This window comes from Escherichia sp. MOD1-EC5950 (assembly GCF_002965345.1).
Classification (GTDB): domain Bacteria; phylum Pseudomonadota; class Gammaproteobacteria; order Enterobacterales; family Enterobacteriaceae; genus Escherichia; species Escherichia marmotae.
This window is the reverse complement of the sequence record NZ_PTSR01000003.1, coordinates 260,301-278,753: the sequence shown is the minus strand read 5'-3', so window position 1 is coordinate 278,753 and position 18,453 is coordinate 260,301. Positions and strand designations below refer to the sequence as shown.

General features: G+C 47.1%; 24 protein-coding genes and 1 pseudogene. 18 read left to right on the top strand and 7 right to left on the bottom strand.

Features of this window, described 5'->3' with window-relative positions:
* Positions 1–13 precede the first annotated feature (13 nt).
* The 3 genes from BEA93_RS06115 (at position 14) to BEA93_RS06100 (ending at position 1,022) form a co-directional block, all read left to right on the top strand.
* Positions 14–433: a helix-turn-helix domain-containing protein gene (locus BEA93_RS06115; protein ID WP_000233320.1), complete on the top strand. Its 420-nt coding sequence runs from the start codon at positions 14–16 to the stop codon at positions 431–433.
* A gap of 287 nt (positions 434–720) precedes the next feature.
* Positions 721–855: a hypothetical protein gene (locus tag BEA93_RS26060; protein WP_000233813.1), complete on the top strand. Its 135-nt coding sequence runs from the start codon at positions 721–723 to the stop codon at positions 853–855.
* 11 nt (positions 856–866) lie between these two features.
* A complete protein-coding gene (locus BEA93_RS06100) occupies positions 867–1,022 on the top strand; it encodes a YdaF family protein (RefSeq protein WP_001169146.1) in 156 nt (51 codons plus the stop codon).
* Here BEA93_RS06100 and BEA93_RS06095 read toward each other — a convergent pair.
* The gene (locus tag BEA93_RS06095; protein ID WP_014639167.1) at positions 1,019–1,507 is read right to left on the bottom strand and encodes a superinfection exclusion B family protein; all 489 of its coding nucleotides are present in this window, start codon (positions 1,505–1,507) and stop codon (positions 1,019–1,021) included. The genes BEA93_RS06100 and BEA93_RS06095 overlap by 4 nt on opposite strands.
* 430 nt (positions 1,508–1,937) lie before the next feature.
* Between BEA93_RS06095 and kilR the strand changes: the two genes are divergently transcribed.
* The 10 genes from kilR to ttcA all read left to right on the top strand — a co-directional run bounded on the left by kilR (position 1,938) and on the right by ttcA (position 9,885).
* Positions 1,938–2,159 (top strand): killing protein KilR, encoded by a 222-nt coding sequence (gene kilR, locus BEA93_RS06085; protein WP_000560230.1) that lies wholly within the window; start codon positions 1,938–1,940, stop codon positions 2,157–2,159.
* Entirely contained in the window at positions 2,159–2,329 is a 171-nt protein-coding gene (locus BEA93_RS06080) for a YdaE family protein (protein ID WP_001516462.1), read from the top strand. The genes kilR and BEA93_RS06080 overlap by 1 nt, the downstream gene beginning before the upstream one ends.
* Positions 2,330–2,403: 74 nt before the next feature.
* Positions 2,404–2,679, top strand: coding sequence for a phage protein (locus BEA93_RS06075; protein WP_001516463.1), 276 nt, complete (start codon positions 2,404–2,406; stop codon positions 2,677–2,679).
* Positions 2,680–2,780: 101 nt separating this feature from the next.
* The gene (locus tag BEA93_RS06070) at positions 2,781–5,804 is read left to right on the top strand and encodes a RecE family exodeoxyribonuclease (protein WP_105224582.1); all 3,024 of its coding nucleotides are present in this window, start codon (positions 2,781–2,783) and stop codon (positions 5,802–5,804) included.
* 14 nt (positions 5,805–5,818) lie between these two features.
* Positions 5,819–6,907, top strand: coding sequence for a RecT family recombinase (locus BEA93_RS06065; RefSeq protein ID WP_001516464.1), 1,089 nt, complete (start codon positions 5,819–5,821; stop codon positions 6,905–6,907).
* A gap of 63 nt (positions 6,908–6,970) precedes the next feature.
* Entirely contained in the window at positions 6,971–7,165 is a 195-nt protein-coding gene (ralR, locus tag BEA93_RS06060; RefSeq protein ID WP_021500490.1) for a type I toxin-antitoxin system endodeoxyribonuclease toxin RalR, read from the top strand.
* Entirely contained in the window at positions 7,158–7,346 is a 189-nt protein-coding gene (locus BEA93_RS06055; protein WP_001383994.1) for a DUF1187 family protein, read from the top strand. The genes ralR and BEA93_RS06055 overlap by 8 nt, the downstream gene beginning before the upstream one ends.
* A 99-nt stretch (positions 7,347–7,445) precedes the next feature.
* Positions 7,446–7,661 carry an excisionase XisR gene (gene xisR / locus BEA93_RS06050; RefSeq protein ID WP_000079604.1) on the top strand — a complete coding sequence of 72 codons (216 nt, stop codon included), beginning with the start codon at positions 7,446–7,448 and terminating at the stop codon, positions 7,659–7,661.
* A gap of 1 nt (position 7,662) precedes the next feature.
* Positions 7,663–8,898: a tyrosine-type recombinase/integrase gene (locus BEA93_RS06045; protein WP_001516465.1), complete on the top strand. Its 1,236-nt coding sequence runs from the start codon at positions 7,663–7,665 to the stop codon at positions 8,896–8,898.
* 51 nt (positions 8,899–8,949) lie between these two features.
* Complete coding sequence (gene ttcA / locus BEA93_RS06040) at positions 8,950–9,885, top strand: tRNA 2-thiocytidine(32) synthetase TtcA (protein ID WP_001516466.1); 936 nt, start codon at positions 8,950–8,952, stop codon at positions 9,883–9,885.
* Between the two features lie 94 nt (positions 9,886–9,979).
* Here ttcA and dbpA read toward each other — a convergent pair whose 3' ends face one another.
* The 4 genes from dbpA to BEA93_RS25595 form a co-directional block, all read right to left on the bottom strand.
* On the bottom strand, positions 9,980–11,353 hold the full coding sequence (dbpA, locus tag BEA93_RS06035) for an ATP-dependent RNA helicase DbpA (RefSeq protein ID WP_105224583.1): 1,374 nt from the start codon (positions 11,351–11,353) through the stop codon (positions 9,980–9,982).
* A gap of 29 nt (positions 11,354–11,382) precedes the next feature.
* Positions 11,383–11,556 carry a proline-rich small protein YnaL gene (ynaL, locus tag BEA93_RS25215; protein ID WP_001296046.1) on the bottom strand — a complete coding sequence of 58 codons (174 nt, stop codon included), beginning with the start codon at positions 11,554–11,556 and terminating at the stop codon, positions 11,383–11,385.
* Positions 11,557–11,830: 274 nt separating this feature from the next.
* A complete protein-coding gene (gene zntB / locus BEA93_RS06025; RefSeq protein ID WP_000452014.1) occupies positions 11,831–12,814 on the bottom strand; it encodes a zinc transporter ZntB in 984 nt (327 codons plus the stop codon).
* A 13-nt stretch (positions 12,815–12,827) separates the two neighbouring features.
* A complete protein-coding gene (locus BEA93_RS25595) occupies positions 12,828–12,875 on the bottom strand; it encodes a hypothetical protein (protein WP_214678597.1) in 48 nt (15 codons plus the stop codon).
* A gap of 195 nt (positions 12,876–13,070) precedes the next feature.
* Here BEA93_RS25595 and BEA93_RS06020 point away from each other — a divergent pair, with 195 nt between their 5' ends.
* Positions 13,071–14,303, top strand: coding sequence for a sensor domain-containing diguanylate cyclase (locus BEA93_RS06020; RefSeq protein WP_000207190.1), 1,233 nt, complete (start codon positions 13,071–13,073; stop codon positions 14,301–14,303).
* Between the two features lie 30 nt (positions 14,304–14,333).
* Here BEA93_RS06020 and smrA read toward each other — a convergent pair whose 3' ends face one another.
* Positions 14,334–14,897: a DNA endonuclease SmrA gene (gene smrA / locus BEA93_RS06015; protein ID WP_001516467.1), complete on the bottom strand. Its 564-nt coding sequence runs from the start codon at positions 14,895–14,897 to the stop codon at positions 14,334–14,336.
* Between the two features lie 447 nt (positions 14,898–15,344).
* Between smrA and BEA93_RS26315 the strand changes: the two are divergent.
* The 4 genes and pseudogenes from BEA93_RS26315 to uspE form a co-directional block, all read left to right on the top strand.
* Positions 15,345–15,499, top strand: a pseudogene (locus BEA93_RS26315) (p-aminobenzoyl-glutamate transporter); the annotation flags it as partial.
* A gap of 10 nt (positions 15,500–15,509) precedes the next feature.
* Positions 15,510–16,025 carry a methylated-DNA--[protein]-cysteine S-methyltransferase gene (gene ogt / locus BEA93_RS06010; RefSeq protein WP_001516468.1) on the top strand — a complete coding sequence of 172 codons (516 nt, stop codon included), beginning with the start codon at positions 15,510–15,512 and terminating at the stop codon, positions 16,023–16,025.
* Between the two features lie 194 nt (positions 16,026–16,219).
* On the top strand, positions 16,220–16,972 hold the full coding sequence (fnr, locus tag BEA93_RS06005; RefSeq protein ID WP_000611910.1) for a fumarate/nitrate reduction transcriptional regulator Fnr: 753 nt from the start codon (positions 16,220–16,222) through the stop codon (positions 16,970–16,972).
* A gap of 151 nt (positions 16,973–17,123) precedes the next feature.
* Positions 17,124–18,083 (top strand): universal stress protein UspE, encoded by a 960-nt coding sequence (uspE, locus tag BEA93_RS06000; RefSeq protein WP_001516469.1) that lies wholly within the window; start codon positions 17,124–17,126, stop codon positions 18,081–18,083.
* 51 nt (positions 18,084–18,134) lie between these two features.
* Here uspE and BEA93_RS05995 read toward each other — a convergent pair whose 3' ends face one another.
* Complete coding sequence (locus BEA93_RS05995) at positions 18,135–18,392, bottom strand: DUF2534 family protein (RefSeq protein WP_000605648.1); 258 nt, start codon at positions 18,390–18,392, stop codon at positions 18,135–18,137.
* Between the last annotated feature and the right edge of the window lie 61 nt (positions 18,393–18,453).

Here is an 18,453-nt window from a genome sequence, read left to right as displayed (position 1 = left end):
TATCATTGAACTTATGGTTCATGAAGATAAAGCGCGTAAAGAGTTCGCCAGTAGGCTTGCGCTAGCCTGTGAAAACGCTGGTTATGAACAACATGGAAGGCAGGCAGAAATTGCCCGTCGAATGAAATTAACACCAAAAGCGGTTAGCAAATGGTTTAATGGCGAAACAATTCCTCGCCGAGAGAAATTAAGGGAATTAGCAACACTCATTGGAACAACACCAACCTATCTTTTGGGAGAGGATACAGAAGAAAGTGGACAGGTACGTTTCTATCAGGAGTTAAATCCAAGACAAAAAATCATCATTGACCTTCTGGACGAGCTCCCTGACAGTGAGACAGATGAACTTTTAAAAACTCTTGAGGAGAAAAAACAGAAGTACAATGCAATTTACGAAGAGTTAGCACGAAAGAAAAAACAAAAAGCCTCTTAAACCAGCATAAATCCGGTAGCGTCCCCCTCCGGGTTTGTGCTTCACTTTATCCCATCTCATTTTTTTACACACAAAATGTACTTAAAGTACTTTACAACAATGAACACAAAGTACATCGTATACCTACCAACCCACCCCGCCCCACAGAACGCAGGGCAATACTTCGAGTTACCAGGCAGTGGTCAGGGGTTAAGTAGCCAGCCCGAGGCGTATGAACATGACGGCGGGATTCAAATTTTGCAGTGCAGCAGTTAGTTCCGCCACCCGGCGTTAAGGGGAGAGATAAGATGGTGCATTACGAAGTAGTTCAGTATTTGATGGATTGTTGCGGCATCACTTACAGCCAGGCTGTACAGGCTCTACGCAGCAACGACTGGGATCTCTGGCAGGCAGAAGCCTCTATCCGCAACAACAAGATGTGAGGGTTCCCAAAATGCAAAAAATCGACCTCGGCAACAACGAATCCATAGTGTGTGGCGTGTTTCCCAACCAGGACGGTACGTTCACCGCGATGACGTATACAAAAAGCAAAACATTTAAAACCGAAACTGGTGCGCGCCGATGGTTGGAGAAGCACACAGTAAGCTAACGATTAAAACGTCTACTCCTGCTGTTCCAGAATAACTTCATAAAATGGGAGTATTTTTCGGTGACGAGATAATAAGAACAGTTTGCGCTATCACTCTGATGTTGAATGATGCCCTTCCGTTCTAATTTTTTCATAACCGGGTTACGGCAAGGAGAAGTGATAATAAGATTTCCTGTTTTAAGGAAATCTTTAAATACAGCGATTTCTTTCTCAGATAAACGAAGCAATACTCGTTGCTCTGGTAGTAATGAAAAATGCTTTTGAATATGTGCTCGCAATCTTGAGAAGGAAATGGCGACCACGAAAGAAAAGGCAAAAACGATAATCTGAAAGAGCCAAGGTATTTCAGTATAAGCATTGAATGCGACAGTAAACTCTTTCGGTATCAGCCAGAGAGTGAGACCAAAAATGATAATCGTATACATAAGTCTTTCGAGTGGCTCGTTAGCAAAAAGTTTCAACAATGGAGTAAATACATCCAACATATCAATAACTCTCAACTGTAAGGGTATTGAAATGTTAACACAAGCTCTCGCTGTAGGGGTATAGCCGAGACCACCGAAGCCCGGAGGTGGTGAAATAAAACTGGGCGCAACACGAAGGCGCATTTCCGATATCCATAAAGAGTCGGTCTTGTCTGTTAAATTTAAATGGTGGGAGTGCGCCTCCGGTTGTAAATAACGACATTGCTGTGTGTAGTCTTGGCGGCATCAGTTTTTTCTTGAAGTTCGGCTGATGTCCGCCCTTTTTAAAGTGAATTTTGTGATGCGGTGAATGCGGCTAAGCGCACGCGGAACAGTTAAAAGCATCAGTGTTATGGGTGGATTATCCGGCGTTAATTGTTAACTGGTTAACGTCACCTGGAGGCACCAGGCACCGCATCAACAAAGTTCATTTGTGAAAATGGAGATAATTATGATTGCTCATCACTTCGGAACTGATGAAATACCTCGTCAGTGTGTGACTCCTGGTGATTATGTTCTTCATAACGGCCGGACATATATTGCCTCGGCAAACAATATTAAAAAGCGAAAGCTTTATATTCGTAACCTGACCACAAAAACATGCATTACTGACTGCATGATTAAAGTCTTCCTCGGTCGTGATGGTTTACCTGTAAAGGCGGAGTCATGGTGATGACTAAGAAAATAAAATGTGCTTACCACCTTTGCGATAAAGAAGTTAAAGAAAGCAAAAGCATTAAAAGACCACTTCATTTCATGCGTGGAGTTATCCCAACGACGGAAATGAAAAAATATTGTAGCGAAATATGTGCCGAAAAAGACCAGATGGCACACGAACTTTAATTAACTGACTATGCGAAACTGAATTTATGCCAGCAATGGCAGGGATTCGCTCAACCTTAATTAAGGAGAAAAACATGATTACCAGTTATGAAGCCACTGTTGTAACTACTGATGACATTGTTCACGAAGTTAATCTGGAAGGAAAGCGTATTGGCTACGTGATTAAAACAGAAAATAAAGAAACCCCATTCACTGTAGTTGATATCGACGGTCCATCAGGCAACGTTAAAACACTTCACGAAGGTGTCAAAAAAATGAGCCTAGTGCATATCGGAAAGAATCTGCCCGCAGAAAAAAAAGCCGGATTTCTGGCAACTCTGATTGCAATGAAATTAAAAGGTGAAATCTGAAAGAAATAGCCTGCGTATGGCGCAGGCTATGAACAGTGTGTATCCGGCAAGATCATTCACTGAACAAAACGAATTTTAATCTGAGTTGAGGTTAAAAAACAATGAGCACAAAACCACTCTTCCTGTTACGGAAAGCGAAAAAATCATCCGGTGAACCTGACGTCGTCCTGTGGGCAAGTGACGATTTTGAATCGACCTGTGCCACTCTGGACTACCAGATCGTTAAGTCAGGTAAAAAACTGAGCAGCTATTTTAAAGCTGTTGCCACGAATTTTCCTGTCGTTAATGACCTGCCCGCTGAAGGTGAGATCGATTTTACCTGGAGTGAACGCTATCAACTCAGCAAAGACTCCATGACATGGGAACTAAAACCGGGAGCAGCACCAGACAACGCTCACTATCAAGGCAATACCAACGTCAACGGCGAAGACATGACTGAGATTGAGGAGAATATGCTACTCCCAATTTCTGGCCAGGAACTGCCCATTCGTTGGCTTGCTCAACACGGCAGCGAAAAACCGGTAACGCACGTTTCACGCGGCGAACTCCAGGCATTACACATTGCACGGGCTGAAGAACTACCGGCTGTTACTGCCCTGGCTGTTTCCCACAAAACCAGCCTGCTCGACCCGCTGGAAATTCGCGATCTCCACAAACTGGTTCGTGACACTGACAAAGTTTTCCCTAATCCTGGTAATTCAGACTTGGGACTGTTAACTGCTTTTTTCGAAGTATACCTGAACGCTGACTACACCGATCGAGGACTGCTGACAAAAGAGTGGATGAAGGGTAATCGTGTTTCACGCATCACTCGCACGGCTTCCGGTGCTAATGCTGGCGGCGGGAACCTCACCGATCGCGGCGAAGGTTTCGTCCACGATCTTACGTCACTGGCGCGCGACGTAGCCACTGGCGTACTGGCCCGTTCAATGGACGTGGACATCTATAACCTTCATCCGGCACACGCTAAACGCATTGAGGAAATTATCGCTGAAAATAAACCGCCCTTTTCTGTTTTCCGCGACAAATTCATCACCATGCCTGGCGGGCTGGATTATTCTCGCGCCATCGTGGTTGCGTCCGTGAAAGAAGCACCAATTGGGATCGAGGTCATCCCCGCGCACGTCACAGAATATCTGAACAAAGTACTGACTGAAACCGATCATGCCAACCCTGATCCGGAAATCGTGGATATTGCCTGCGGTCGCTCCTCTGCCCCGATGCCGCAGCGTGTAACAGAGGAGGGAAAACAGAATGATGAAGAAAAACCGCAACCATCTGGCGCAATGGCAGATGAACAGGCAACGGCTGAAACAGTGGAACCGGATGCAACTGAACATCATCAGGACACGCAGCCGCTGGATGCTCAGTCACAGGTAAATTCTGTTAATGCAGACAAATTACTGGCTGCCTATCGCGGAGAATTTGTTGAAGGGATTAGCGACCCGAATGATCCGAAATGGGTTAAGGGGATCCAGACCCGCGATTCTGTGTACCAGCATCAGCCAAAAACGGAACAGAACGACCGAAAATCGGAACAAAACGGCCAAAATTCGCGACAAAATGAACCAGAAGCGCAACAGGAACCGGAAAAAGTCTGCGCCGCCTGCGGTCAGACCGGCGGCAGTAACTGCCCTGACTGTGGCGCGGTGATGGGCGACGCAACATACCAGGAAACATTCGATGAAGAGAATCAGGTTGAAGCTAAGGAAAAAGATCCGGTGGAAATGGAAGGCGCTGAACATCCGCACAATGAGAATGCTGGCAGCGATCCGCATCGTGATTGCAGTGATCAAACTGGTGAAGCGTCAGCTCCTGTAGCAACTGAAATCATGTGGCCGTCATATTTCGAGCCAGGCCGCTATGAAAACCTCCCGAACGAGGTTTATCACTCCGCCAACGGAATAAGCAGCACGATGCTGAAGGATGCCCGTATCAGCCTGATGTATTACCACGGGCGGCACATTGCCGGAACTATTCCGAATGAGGAAAGTGATGCACTGCTGCGTGGGAGGATCATTCACAGCTATGTTCTGGAAACGGATAAATTCGCTGATGAATATGCCATTCCGGTACCGGTTCCTGAATATGTGGTTACTACTTCTAACGAACTGATCGCCATCATTAAAAAACACAATGCCAGTCTGCCAGCACTGATGACACCAGAGCAGATGAAAGAGTGGATCGAAAGCTACAACAGCACTCTTATACAGCCACTGTCTGTAAGTGCTGGGGCCGAAGAAACAGGCATCCTTTACGGTTCGCTTCCGGTGGAATTTCGGCGTATCCCTGAGGGGGAAAAACACACAGCATCAGCAATGAAAGCCTGTATTAAAGAATACAACGCAAGCCTCCCTCCTCTGTTGAAAACCAGTGGAGCACGGGAGCAACTTCTGGATCAAATTGAAACTGTAGACCCAGAACTGGCAAAAAAAGAACGTGCTAAATCTTTGCCTTACAACATCAGTGGCACGAAAGAGCAATTAACCGAAATCGCACGGAAAATTCGCCCGGAACTGGTGACACTGGAGGACTGGCAAAAACGCCAGCAAGAAGAAAACGCCGGGAAAACGTTTATCAGTCCGGATATGTATGAACAGGCAAAAAATATTCACGCGGCACTGCAAAACAATACTGATGCGGCAAGGCTACTCAACCACCCGGATCGCAAATCTGAAATCAGCTATTTCGGGTTTGATGAAGAAACCGGGCTGGAAATCAGGGTCCGTCCTGATATCGAAATCCGGCTGCCATACGAAAGCATTTGCGCCGACGTGAAGTCAGTCAGCCTCGGTTATGTGCGGCAGGAACGACTTAAAGATCGCCTGCACCGTGAAATTATTGAGCGTGATTATCACCTCAGCGCCGCAATGTATTGCGATGTGGCAAACCTGGAAAAATTTTTCTGGATCTTCGTCAACAAAGATGCTGGCTATCACTGGGTGGCTGTCGTGGAAGCCTCGCAGGAACTCCTGGAACTTGGTCGACAGGAATATCGCCGGACGCTACGCCAGATAAACGAAGCCCTGGAGACAAACAACTGGCCAGCACCGATTACCGAAAGTTATACCGACGAATTAAACGACTTTGATCTTCGTCGTCTTGAAGCACTGCATCTGGCTTAATGGAGAACCTGACCATGCAAAATACCAATATCATCACGACAGAGCAGACACCAAATACCATTTCTGCCAGTAACACTATTTTTAACGTTCAGGCGTTGACGCAACTTCAGGCAGTAGCCAGGTTGATGTCACAGGCCACCGTCACAGTTCCCGATCACCTTCGCGGAAATCCTGCCGACTGCATGGCAATCATCATGCAAGCCATGCAATGGGGCATGAACCCCTACGCTGTGGCTCAGAAAACACACCTGGTAAACGGAGTTCTGGGTTATGAAGCACAACTGGTTAACGCTGTGATCTCTAGCTCAAGTGCAATTGTAGGCCGCTTCCATTACAAGTACGAGGGAGACTGGGAGAAATGCTCTCGCACCCGAGTGGAGACCGTTAAGAAAACGGCCAAAGGAGGCGGAATCTATGAGAAAAAAGAAACGATCCCATGTTGGACCAGTGAAGATGAGTATGGTCTATCAGTTCGAGTTGGTGCAGTTCTTCGCGGTGAAAGTGAGATTACCTGGGGAGAACCGGTGTTTCTTTCCAGCGTGATTACGCGTAATTCTCCTTTATGGACCTCAAACCCGAAACAACAGCTCGCCTATCTGGCGTTGAAATACTGGGCTCGCCTTTATTGTCCTGACGTCATCCTGGGCGTGTATACTCCGGACGAACTGGAAGAGCCACAGGAAAAAATCATCAATCCTGTGCCGGTACAGAATTATAGCGAGGTAAGCGAGCAGCGAACAGAAACCATCGAACAGCGTATTGACGAAGCGTGGATTGATGAATTCCGGCAGCGTGTCGAAAGCGCGGCCACGACTGAGGAAACCACTGCATTACGCCAAGAGATAGAGGATCAGAAAAACCAGATCGGCGAATTCTTTGCCGAGCTTAAAGGAAAAGTGGTTCGGCGTCATCACCGTCTCAATGCTATTGCCAGTATCGAGAAGATGATAAATGACCTTCCTTCATCAGGTGATCCAGAAGCAGAACAAAAATTTACTGCTCTGGAAAATACGCTGAATGCTGCCCGGCCACATCTGGGTGAATTATATGAGGCGTATAAAACGACACTGACAGATATGAAACCAGAATATATCGGCTCCTGATATTGACTTTGGCGGTGTAGCCTCACCGCCATCACAAAATTTTATTTTATGAGAGAAAAGACAATGCGGTATGAAAAAGTCAAACCATGCCCTTTTTGTGGTTGTCCATCAGTAACGGTGAAAGCCATTTCAGGATATTACCGCGCGAAGTGTAACGGATGCGAATCCCGAACCGGCTATGGTGGAAGTGAAAAAGAAGCACTCGAACGATGGAATAAACGAACCACTGGAAATAATAATGGAGGTGTTCATGTATAAAATTACCGCCACTATTGAAAAGGAAGGTGGCACTCCTACTAACTGGACAAGGTACTCAAAAACAAAATTAACCAAATCAGAATGCGAAAAAATGCTCTCAGGTAAAAAAGAAGCAGGCGTTTCCAGAGAGCAGAAAGTAAAACTGATAAATTTTAATTGCGAGAAACTTCAGTCGTCGTGAATTGCATTGTATTCAAATTAAAACTTCATAGCTGATTATTAATAATCAACATCGGGCGTCAATTTCAGTCTAACATTGGCGCCTGCCAGAGGTGATGCGATGGCACAAGTAATCTTTAATGAAGAGTGGATGGTTGAATACGGCCTGATGCTTCGCACTGGTCTGGGGGCCAGACAAATTGAAGCATACCGCCAGAACTGTTGGGTGGAAGGCTTCCACTTCAAACGAGTATCTCCTTTAGGGAAACCAGACAGTAAGCGAGGGATTATCTGGTACAACTATCCAAAGATAAATCAGTTTATCAAAGACTCATGATATGTCTAAATTACCAACAGGTGTCGAGATTCGAGGTAAATACATTCGCATCTGGTTCATGTTTCGAGGAAAACGATGTCGGGAAACATTGAAAGGCTGGGAGGTTACTAACAGTAACATTAAAAAGGCCGGGAATTTAAGAGCGTTGATAGTTCATGAAATCAACTCCGGTGAATTTGAGTATTTAAGACGTTTTCCCCAGTCCAGCACTGGGGCAAAAATGGTGACAACGAGGGTCATAAAAACGTTCGGGGAGCTTTGTGATATCTGGACAAAAATTAAAGAGACAGAGTTAACAACAAACACAATGAAGAAAACGAAATCACAATTAAAAACACTCAGGATAATAATTTGTGAGAGTACCCCAATATCACATATTCGTTATAGCGATATCTTAAACTACCGGAATGAACTGCTGCATGGAGAAACACTTTACCTAGATAATCCAAGATCCAACAAAAAAGGAAGAACCGTGCGCACAGTTGATAACTATATCGCCCTGCTCTGTTCGTTGTTACGTTTTGCGTATCAGTCGGGATTTATATCAACCAAACCATTTGAAGGAGTAAAAAAATTACAGCGAAACAGAATAAAGCCTGATCCGTTATCTAAAACAGAATTCAATGCATTAATGGAAAGTGAAAAAGGACAGAGCCAGAACTTGTGGAAATTTGCCGTTTACTCCGGGCTTCGTCACGGGGAACTGGCAGCTCTGGCGTGGGAGGATGTGGATTTCGAGAAGGGAATTGTGAATGTCAGAAGAAACCTGACGATACTTGATATGTTCGGTCCCCCAAAAACAAATGCGGGGATCCGGACGGTAACACTACTACAGCCAGCTCTTGAAGCACTGAAGGAGCAATACAAACTGACCGGGCATCATCGCAAAAGCGAAATCACTTTTTATCATCGGGAGTACGGCAGAACCGAAAAGCAAAAACTGCATTTTGTTTTCATGCCCAGGATGTGTAACGGAAAACAGAAACCTTATTACTCGGTAAGCAGTTTGGGTGCGAGATGGAATGCAGCAGTAAAACGTGCTGGTATTCGCCGCCGTAATCCGTACCATACGCGACATACTTTTGCCTGCTGGCTGTTGACGGCAGGAGCGAACCCGGCATTTATAGCCAGCCAGATGGGGCATGAAACTGCGCAGATGGTGTATGAAATTTACGGTATGTGGATTGATGACATGAACGACGAACAGGTAGCTATGTTGAATGCGCGGTTATCGTAGTTGCAAAGTTTGCCCCCAATTTGCCCCATTTAGTACCAGAGAACTGAAATAATGCAAGAAAATCAAAAGAATACGAAGAAAGAGATATACAACCTGAACAAATTACAAAAACGCCTGCGCCGCAATGTGGGCGAAGCCATTGCTGACTTCAATATGATTGAAGATGGCGACCGCATTATGGTTTGCCTTTCCGGGGGGAAAGACAGCTATACCATGCTGGAGATCCTGCGGAATTTGCAGCAAAGCGCGCCAATCAGTTTTTCGCTGGTTGCCGTTAACCTCGACCAGAAGCAGCCCGGTTTCCCGGAGCACGTCCTGCCGGAGTATCTTGAAAAGCTGGGCGTTGAGTACAAAATTGTTGAAGAGAATACTTATGGGATCGTGAAAGAAAAGATCCCGGAAGGCAAAACCACCTGCTCACTCTGCTCTCGTCTGCGTCGCGGTATTCTTTACCGCACGGCAACAGAACTGGGCGCGACGAAAATCGCACTGGGTCACCATCGTGACGATATCCTGCAAACGCTGTTCTTAAACATGTTCTACGGCGGCAAGATGAAAGGTATGCCACCAAAACTGATGAGCGATGACGGCAAACATATCGTAATTCGTCCGCTGGCTTATTGCCGTGAAAAGGACATTCAGCGTTTTGCCGATGCGAAAGCGTTCCCGATTATTCCGTGCAACCTGTGCGGTTCACAGCCTAACCTGCAACGTCAGGTGATTGCCGATATGTTGCGTGATTGGGATAAGCGTTATCCAGGGCGTATTGAGACAATGTTCAGCGCGATGCAGAATGTGGTGCCGTCACATCTGTGCGATACCAATCTGTTCGATTTCAAAGGCATTACCCACGGTTCTGAAGTGGTTAACGGCGGTGATCTGGCGTTTGATCGCGAAGAGCTACCACTACAACCCGCGGGCTGGCAGCCTGAAGAAGATGAAAATCAGTTGGATGAGTTACGCCTGAATGTGGTTGAAGTGAAATAACCAGGATAGCGCCCGATACGCAAGCTTATCGGGCTATTCTTGTGCTGGCCGGATAAGACGCAACCAGCGTCGCATCCGGCAATTCAACATTTCGTTATTTTAATAACCGCACCCGGCACGTTTTCCCTTTAATCTTTCCGCCCTGTAACTGTTTCCATGCCTTATGGGCAACAGACTGACGCACTGCGACGTAGACATGTGCTGGATGAACGGCAATTTTGCCAATATCTGTGCTATCCAGACCAATATCCCCCGTCAGCGCCCCCAGCACATCGCCTGGACGCATTTTCGCTTTTTTCCCACCATCAATGCATAACGTCACCATTTCTGCTTCCAGCGGCACAATGGCGCTGCTGGCTGGCGGCGTTTGCCAGTTAAGTTTTATCTGCAACATGTCAGAAATGATATTCGCCCGCTGCGCCTCTTCCGGAGCACAGAAACTGATCGCCAGACCGCTATTCCCCGCTCGCGCAGTACGCCCGATGCGATGTACATGAACTTCAGGGTCCCACGCCAGCTCAAAGTTCACCACCAGCGCAAGAGATTTGATATCCAGACCACGTGCAGCGACATCGGTCGCCACCAGCACACGTGCGCTACCATTGGCAAAACGAACCAACGTCTGATCGCGGTCGCGTTGTTCCAGATCGCCATGTAACGACAATGCACTTTGCCCTACTTCATTCAGAGCATCACACACAGCCTGGCAATCTTTTTTTGTATTACAGAACACCACACAAGATGATGGCTGATGCAAGCTTAATAACCGCTGCAACAACGAAATTTTGCCTTTGTTGGATGTCTCATAAAATTGTTGTTCAATAGGCGGTAAAGCATCTGACGTATCAATCTCAATCGCTAAAGGATCGCGTTGTACACGACCGCTAATCGCGGCAATTGCGTCCGGCCAGGTTGCAGAAAACAGAAGCGTCTGGCGAGAAGCAGGCGCAAAACGGATGACGTCATCAATTGCGTCGCTAAATCCCATATCCAACATACGGTCGGCTTCATCCATTACCAGCGTATTCAGGGTATCCAGCGATACAGTGCCTTTTTGCAGGTGATCGAGCAAACGACCCGGCGTTGCCACGATGATATGCGGCGCATGTTGCAGCGAATCGCGCTGAATGCTGAACGGCTGGCCGCCGCATAAGGTCAAGATTTTGGTATTCGGCAGAAAACGCGCCAGCCGGCGCAACTCTCCGGCAACCTGATCCGCCAGTTCACGGGTCGGGCACAGCACTAAAGCCTGGGTCTGAAACAGCGACGCATCAATTTGCTGTAACAAGCCAAGGCCAAATGCCGCCGTTTTGCCGCTGCCAGTTTTCGCCTGCACGCGAACATCTTTTCCGGCAAGGATCGCCGGAAGCGCGGCGGCCTGCACCGGCGTCATGGTTAAATAGCCCAACTCATTAAGGTTAGTGAGCTGGGCGGGAGGCAAAACGTTCAGGGTAGAAAAAGCGGTCACAATCTATTCTCGTGGTCATCGACGCAAAATTAGCAGGCGCGTATCCTCGCAGATCTACGCTCACGATGCGACAATTTAATCGGTTCTTCATCTGGCGGCGGGTCTGGCATGGGTTGCGGACGAGGGATGGGATCTGGCACTGGTACGGGATCGCCAGGAATGGGTTCAGGGACAGGAATTTGCAAATAAATGAGTGTCGTCATATTTCCCTCCGGTCATGGGGTGGACTCTTAAAGGGTAGACGCTGAAAAATTACAGGCAAAAAAAAGCCGACTCATCTAAGTCGGCGTCGTACGAATCAATTGTGCTATGCAGTAATTCAAAAAAGGAAGTAAGACAATATGGAGCGCAACGCCCATCGCTTGACGTTGCATTCACCTGCGAGGGAGATATTGCCCTGAATGGGTAGAGAGTTTATTGACTTCGCTCAAACTTTACGGCGTTTTTATATACAGGAAGTAGACAAATTTTCTTTTGTTACAACCATTTACTACGATGCAACCATAAAGCAACACCACCAATAAGAACAACTAACAGAATACAAAAAAGCGAAAAGCCGAATTGCCATCCCCCGCCAGGAATACCACCGAGGTTGACACCAAATAACCCAGTTAAAAACGTACTGGGTAAAAAGACCATTGCCATCAACGACATCGTATAAGTACGACGCGCTAAATTTTCCTGCATGACCTGAGCGATTTCATCTGCCATCACGCCGGTTCGGGCAATACAGGCGTCAATCTCATCCAGACCGCGTCCGAGACGATCGGCAATGTCCTGCATTCGGCGGCGTTGGTCGTCATTCATCCACGGCAGACGCTCACTGGCAAGGCGAGCATAAACATCACGCTGCGGTGCCATATAGCGACGCATCACAATTAATTGTTTACGCAGCAACGCCAGGAAACCGCGCGGCGGTATTTGTTGATCGAGCAGATTATCTTCCAGGTCGATAATTTTATCGTGCAGTTGTTCTATAAACTCACTGGAATGATCGGTTAACGCATCACACACATCCACCAGCCAGCCACCGCAATCGGTCGGGCCGGTTCCCTCTTCCAGATCGCTAACCACATCATCCAGCGCCAACACTTTACGTTGTCGGGTCGAGACAATTAACCGTCCATCCATATAAACACGCATGGCGACCAGTTGATCGGGACGTTCATCAGTGCTGCCATTAATGCAGCGTAAAGTAATCAACGTCCCTTCCCCAAGACGGCTGACCCTGGGCCGCGTGCTTTCCCCCGCCAGCGCATCGCGCACGTTATTTGGCAACAAGGGTGTTGTCGCCAGCCATTGGGCACTGTCATGGTGCACATAATTGAGGTGGAGCCAGCAAGGATGCGCTTCATCTATATCATCTGTATTTTCCAGCGGTTTAACTCCGCCTTTACCATCCAACATCCAGGCAAATACTGCATCCGGGACATTTACGTCCGCTCCCTTAATCACTTCCACAGTGCCTCCATTGTCAACGCATTATTTTGTAGTCTAGTCTTCTGGTCATCTTACGCAACATCTCATCACCCCATTACCCTGAAATGATTAATAAAATCCTGTCAAAATTAAATACAGAAAGCAAAATACTTTTCCTGATTTGAAAACGTGTAAAGCGTTAAATAGCGTCTATCATTATCAGAATTATCTGATCATTTGTCGTGGCATTTTTGCGATCAGGTAGTAACAAAAGATTGATAAAAATAACGGGATTTCAATGACTACGCACAACTTCAATACTCTGGACTTATTAACCAGTCCTGTCTGGATCGTTTCCCCCTTTGAAGAACAATTAATTTATGCCAATAGTGCAGCGCGACTTTTGATGCAAGAACTCACCTTTAGTCAGCTACGTACCGGCCTCTATTCCATCTCCTCGCAAAACGAGCTTCCTAAATACCTCACAGACTTGCATAACCAGCTCGATATTGTAGAAATTCTCACTGTCCAGCGTAATGGTGAAGAGGCGGCATTAAGCTGCCGATTGACCCTCAAAGAGATGAGTGAGACGGGAAAAGTAATTATCTTCGAAGGAATGGAAACTCCAGCAACACTGGGGTTAAAAGCCAGTCGTTCAGCGAATTATCAGCGTAAAAAACAAGGGTTTTATGCTCGTTTTTTTCTGACCAACTCTGCACCGATGCTGTTAATTGATCCCTCACGTGATGGCCAAATCGTCGATGCTAATCTGGCCGCGCTCAATTTCTACGGCTACAACCATGAAACAATGTGTCAGAAGCACACCTGGGAAATAAATATGCTTGGGCGTCGCATCATGCCAGTCATGCATGAAATTTCACGGTTGCCCGGCGGCCATAAGCCTCTCAATTTTGTCCATAAACTGGCAGATGGCTCCATTCGGCATGTGCAAACTTATGCCGGGCCAATTGAGATTTACGGCGACAGGTTAATGTTATGCATCGTACATGATATTACAGAGCAAAAACGGCTGGAGGAACAACTGGAACATGCAGCCCACCATGATGCACTAACGGGATTACTCAACCGTCGGCAGTTTTATCACATAACCGACCCCGGACAGATGCAGCACCTGGCAATAGCTCAGGATTATAGTTTGTTGCTCATCGACACCGATCGTTTTAAGCATATCAATGACTTATACGGTCATCAGAAAGGAGATGAAGTGTTATGCTCGCTTGCCCATACTCTTGAAAGTTGCGCCCGCAAAGGCGATTTGGTGTTTCGTTGGGGGGGGGAAGAGTTCGTCTTATTGTTGCCGAGAACCCCGTTGGATACTGCACTTTCGTTGGCTGAAACTATCCGCTTGAGCGTGGCAAAAGTGAGTATTTCGGGCTTACCGCGCTTCACAGTCAGTATTGGCGTGGCGCATCACGAAGGAAATGAAAACATCGATGAACTGTTTAAGCGTGTTGATGATGCCTTGTATCGGGCAAAAAATGACGGACGCAACCGCGTGTTAGCCGCCTGATATATTCAAAAACGCGGAAGCGTCATTTAATTATCGACTACGTTTAGCGTGGCGTTCCCAGTTTTCCAGCTTCGCCTGCACCGTTTTACGCAGCGCGACGTAACATGCCCCGCTACCGCCATGATGCGGTAGTGCGGTGCAATAGGCCTGTACGTCTTCGAACTCCGTCAGCCAACGCGCCACATAGCTACGAATAATATTCGCGTGTGATTTATCTTCCCGCCCTTTGCCATGAATAATAAGCACATTTCGCAAGCCGTCCGCCAGCGCCTGATGAATAAAACTGAATACCATTTTACGGCACTCCTCCACCGGCTGGCGCAGTAAATTCAGGCTGGCCTGCTGCGGATATTTGCCGCTGCGTAGCTTATCAATCACCCCATGTTGCAACCCTTCCCGACGAAATTCCAGCGGCTGGTTTAGTGGAATAATGTCAAGAAATCCGGTGGTGAGAAAATTATCAAGTTGCAGCGTATCTATACGCTGCGGCGCACGTTGGTTACGCGTTGGATGCCAGTAGACATCAGTAGCGCATTTCAGTGGCTGGACATCTTCCATGGCGTCAAGAAACAGCGATTTGTCGTCAGGGTTCATGTAGCATCCTCACGCAATACAGAGCGCGATATAATAACTGTGCCCCATCAGGCCGACAACGGTCTGGCGCAATTTCCCGTATGCAGATTAGGAACAACATATATTACGGCGAAGCATTAATGCATGATGACTCAGTTGTATAGCGGCTGATTTAACTTATATTTTCGTGAAACCGGTCACTGAAGAAAATTGGCAACAGAGTGGTAAAACCGTTATAACACTGTCACCGGCAGACAGGAACCCAGGCCGGAATAAAGACGCGGATGCACTGCTGTGTGTACTGTAGAGTCTGGCGGATGTCGACAGGCTCTATTTTTTTATGCGTGCGCAGAAGATAATCACATTCGCAGACTAAAAACGCGATCAGCAGTGGCTGCCTGCCCCCTTTTTTGCATTGTTTGCACCTCTATATAACCATCAGCACTAATATCTCTGTTTCTCTGACTCCTGCAACGATATAAGCCAGTCGCCAAACTGGATACCTACAATTTGTTAGCCTTACTGTCTCCTCTTATATTCTTGGTGGTATGGCTGCTGATATTGCTGGCATGGTATCTTGTCGGTCTACTGATTAGTCCGGGTTTTACCCACGTTTGTCTTGAGAGAGAACGGATGCTGAGATTACTTGAAGAAAAAATTGCCACCCCATTGGGTCCACTATGGGTGATTTGCGATGAACAATTCCGTCTGCGGGCGGTTGAATGGGAAGAGTACAGTGATCGCATGGTGCAATTGCTGGACATCCATTATCGCAAAGAAGGTTATGAGCGAATTTCCGCAACCAATCCCGGCGGTCTTAGCGACAAACTTCGCGACTATTTTGCCGGTAATCTTAGCATTATTGATACCCTTCCTACCGCTACTGGTGGTACTCCATTTCAGCGGGAAGTGTGGAAAACATTGCGCACTATTCCTTGTGGCCAGGTAATGCATTACGGTCAACTGGCAGAACATCTGGGTCGTCCGGGCGCAGCGCGCGCCGTTGGCGCGGCGAACGGTTCAAATCCGATCAGTATTGTCGTACCTTGCCACCGGGTTATTGGACGAAACGGCACGATGACCGGATATGCAGGCGGAGTGCAGCGAAAAGAGTGGTTATTGCGCCATGAAGGCTATCTGCTGCTGTAGACCTTAAACAATTTGTGCCGGTTTGCTCACAGTTTTATGTAAAGCCATCCTTAATAATTTAAGAATTTTCAAGTAGATAGATATATATTTACATCTATTATCGGAATTCTCCGCTGTTAAGGTTTGCTTAGACTTACTTGCTCCCTAAAAAGATGTTAAAATTGACAAATATCAATTACGGCTTGAGCAGACCTATGATCCCGGAAAAGCGAATTATACGGCGCATTCAGTCTGGCGGTTGTGCTATCCATTGCCAGGATTGCAGCATCAGTCAGCTTTGCATCCCGTTCACACTAAACGAACATGAGCTTGATCAGCTTGATAATATCATTGAGCGAAAGAAGCCTATTCAGAAAGGCCAGACGCTGTTTAAGGCTGGTGATGAACTTAAATCGCTTTATGCCATCCGCTCCGGTACGATTAAAAGTTATACCATCACAGAGCAAGGCGACGAGCAAATCACTGGCTTCCATTTAGCAGGCGATCTGGTAGGTTTTGACGCTATTGGCAGCGGTCATCACCCTAGCTTCGCCCAGGCGCTGGAAACGTCAATGGTATGTGAAATCCCGTTCGAAACACTGGACGATCTGTCTGGTAAAATGCCGAATCTGCGTCAGCAGATGATGCGTCTGATGAGCGGTGAAATTAAAGGCGATCAGGACATGATTCTGCTGCTGTCGAAGAAAAATGCAGAAGAACGTCTGGCTGCTTTTATCTACAACCTGTCCCGTCGTTTTGCCCAACGCGGCTTCTCCCCTCGTGAATTCCGCCTGACGATGACTCGTGGCGATATCGGCAACTACCTGGGCCTGACGGTAGAAACCATCAGCCGTCTGCTGGGACGCTTCCAAAAAAGCGGCATGCTGGCAGTCAAAGGTAAATACATCACCATCGAAAATAACGATGCGCTGGCCCTGCTTGCTGGTCATACGCGCAACGTCGCCTGATTTTTCCGCATAATCGACTATCCTTCTGTCATATCATTAAATTTTTCTGATTTATTGATCTGGCAGAAGGTTCATCACTGTTTCATTCACCAGATATGGGTTAATCTTTTAATTACAAACTGCATTGACAGTTGTTGTAAGGAGACCCTGTATGGCTATGTATCAGAACATGCTCGTTGTTATCGATCCTAACCAGGACGATCAACCAGCATTACGGCGAGCTGTTTATTTACATCAACGGATTGGTGGCAAAATTAAAGCTTTTTTGCCGATTTATGATTTCTCATACGAAATGACTACCCTGCTCTCCCCGGACGAGCGCACCGCCATGCGTCAGGGTGTTATCAGTCAGCGAACTGCGTGGATACACGAGCAGGCGAAATATTATCTTAACGCTGGCGTCCCCATTGAAATCAAAGTGGTCTGGCATAACCGTCCTTTCGAAGCCATCATTCAGGAAGTGGTCAGCGGTGGGCACGATTTAGTCCTGAAAATGGCACACCAACATGATCGTCTGGAAGCGGTTATCTTTACCCCTACCGACTGGCATCTGTTGCGTAAATGCCCAAGTCCGGTGTGGATGGTGAAAGATCAACCGTGGCCGGAAGGCGGTAAGGCGTTGGTGGCAGTAAATCTCGCCAGCGAAGAGCCGTATCATAATGCGCTCAATGAAAAACTGGTGAAAGAGACGATTGAACTGGCTGCACAGGTGAATCACACCGAAGTCCATCTGGTTGGCGCGTATCCCGTTACTCCTATTAATATTGCTATTGAGCTGCCGGAATTTGATCCAAGCGTTTATAACGACGCTATCCGCGGACAACATTTGCTGGCGATGAAAGCCCTGCGGCAGAAATTCGGTATTAATGAAAACATGACGCACGTCGAAAAAGGTCTGCCGGAAGAAGTGATTCCTGATCTGGCGGAACATTTGCAGGCAGGAATTGTCGTTCTTGGCACCGTAGGACGAACCGGAATTTCCGCGGCATTCCTTGGCAATACGGCGGAACAGGTGATTGATCATCTCCGTTGCGACCTGCTGGTAATCAAACCCGATCAATACCAGACGCCAGTTGAACTGGATGACGAAGAAGAAGACGACGACGATTAATCGTTCTTTAATTACTCACGAGGCCCGATACTTCGGGCCTTTTCTTCTTGCTTATTTCTCATCGCCGCCGAGGAAATAAATTCCCAGCGGGATTGCCAGCAACACGGTAAAAACCAGGCTGTACACGAAAATCATCGAAGATTGAATCACATACATTGATGTCGTCCAGTCAGACAGCGGAATATTATATTGTTCAATAACACCACCAATGGTTGCGCGAGTCACCACCGACGCCGCAATAATAAAAACCGCCAACAAGCCTAAGAGAAACTTTCTTCCCCTCGCTGACTTTAATTTCATCATGATCATAATGTAATCCTTGTGCAAACAAACTCTCTGTTACTTATGCGTAACAATACCATGACATTTT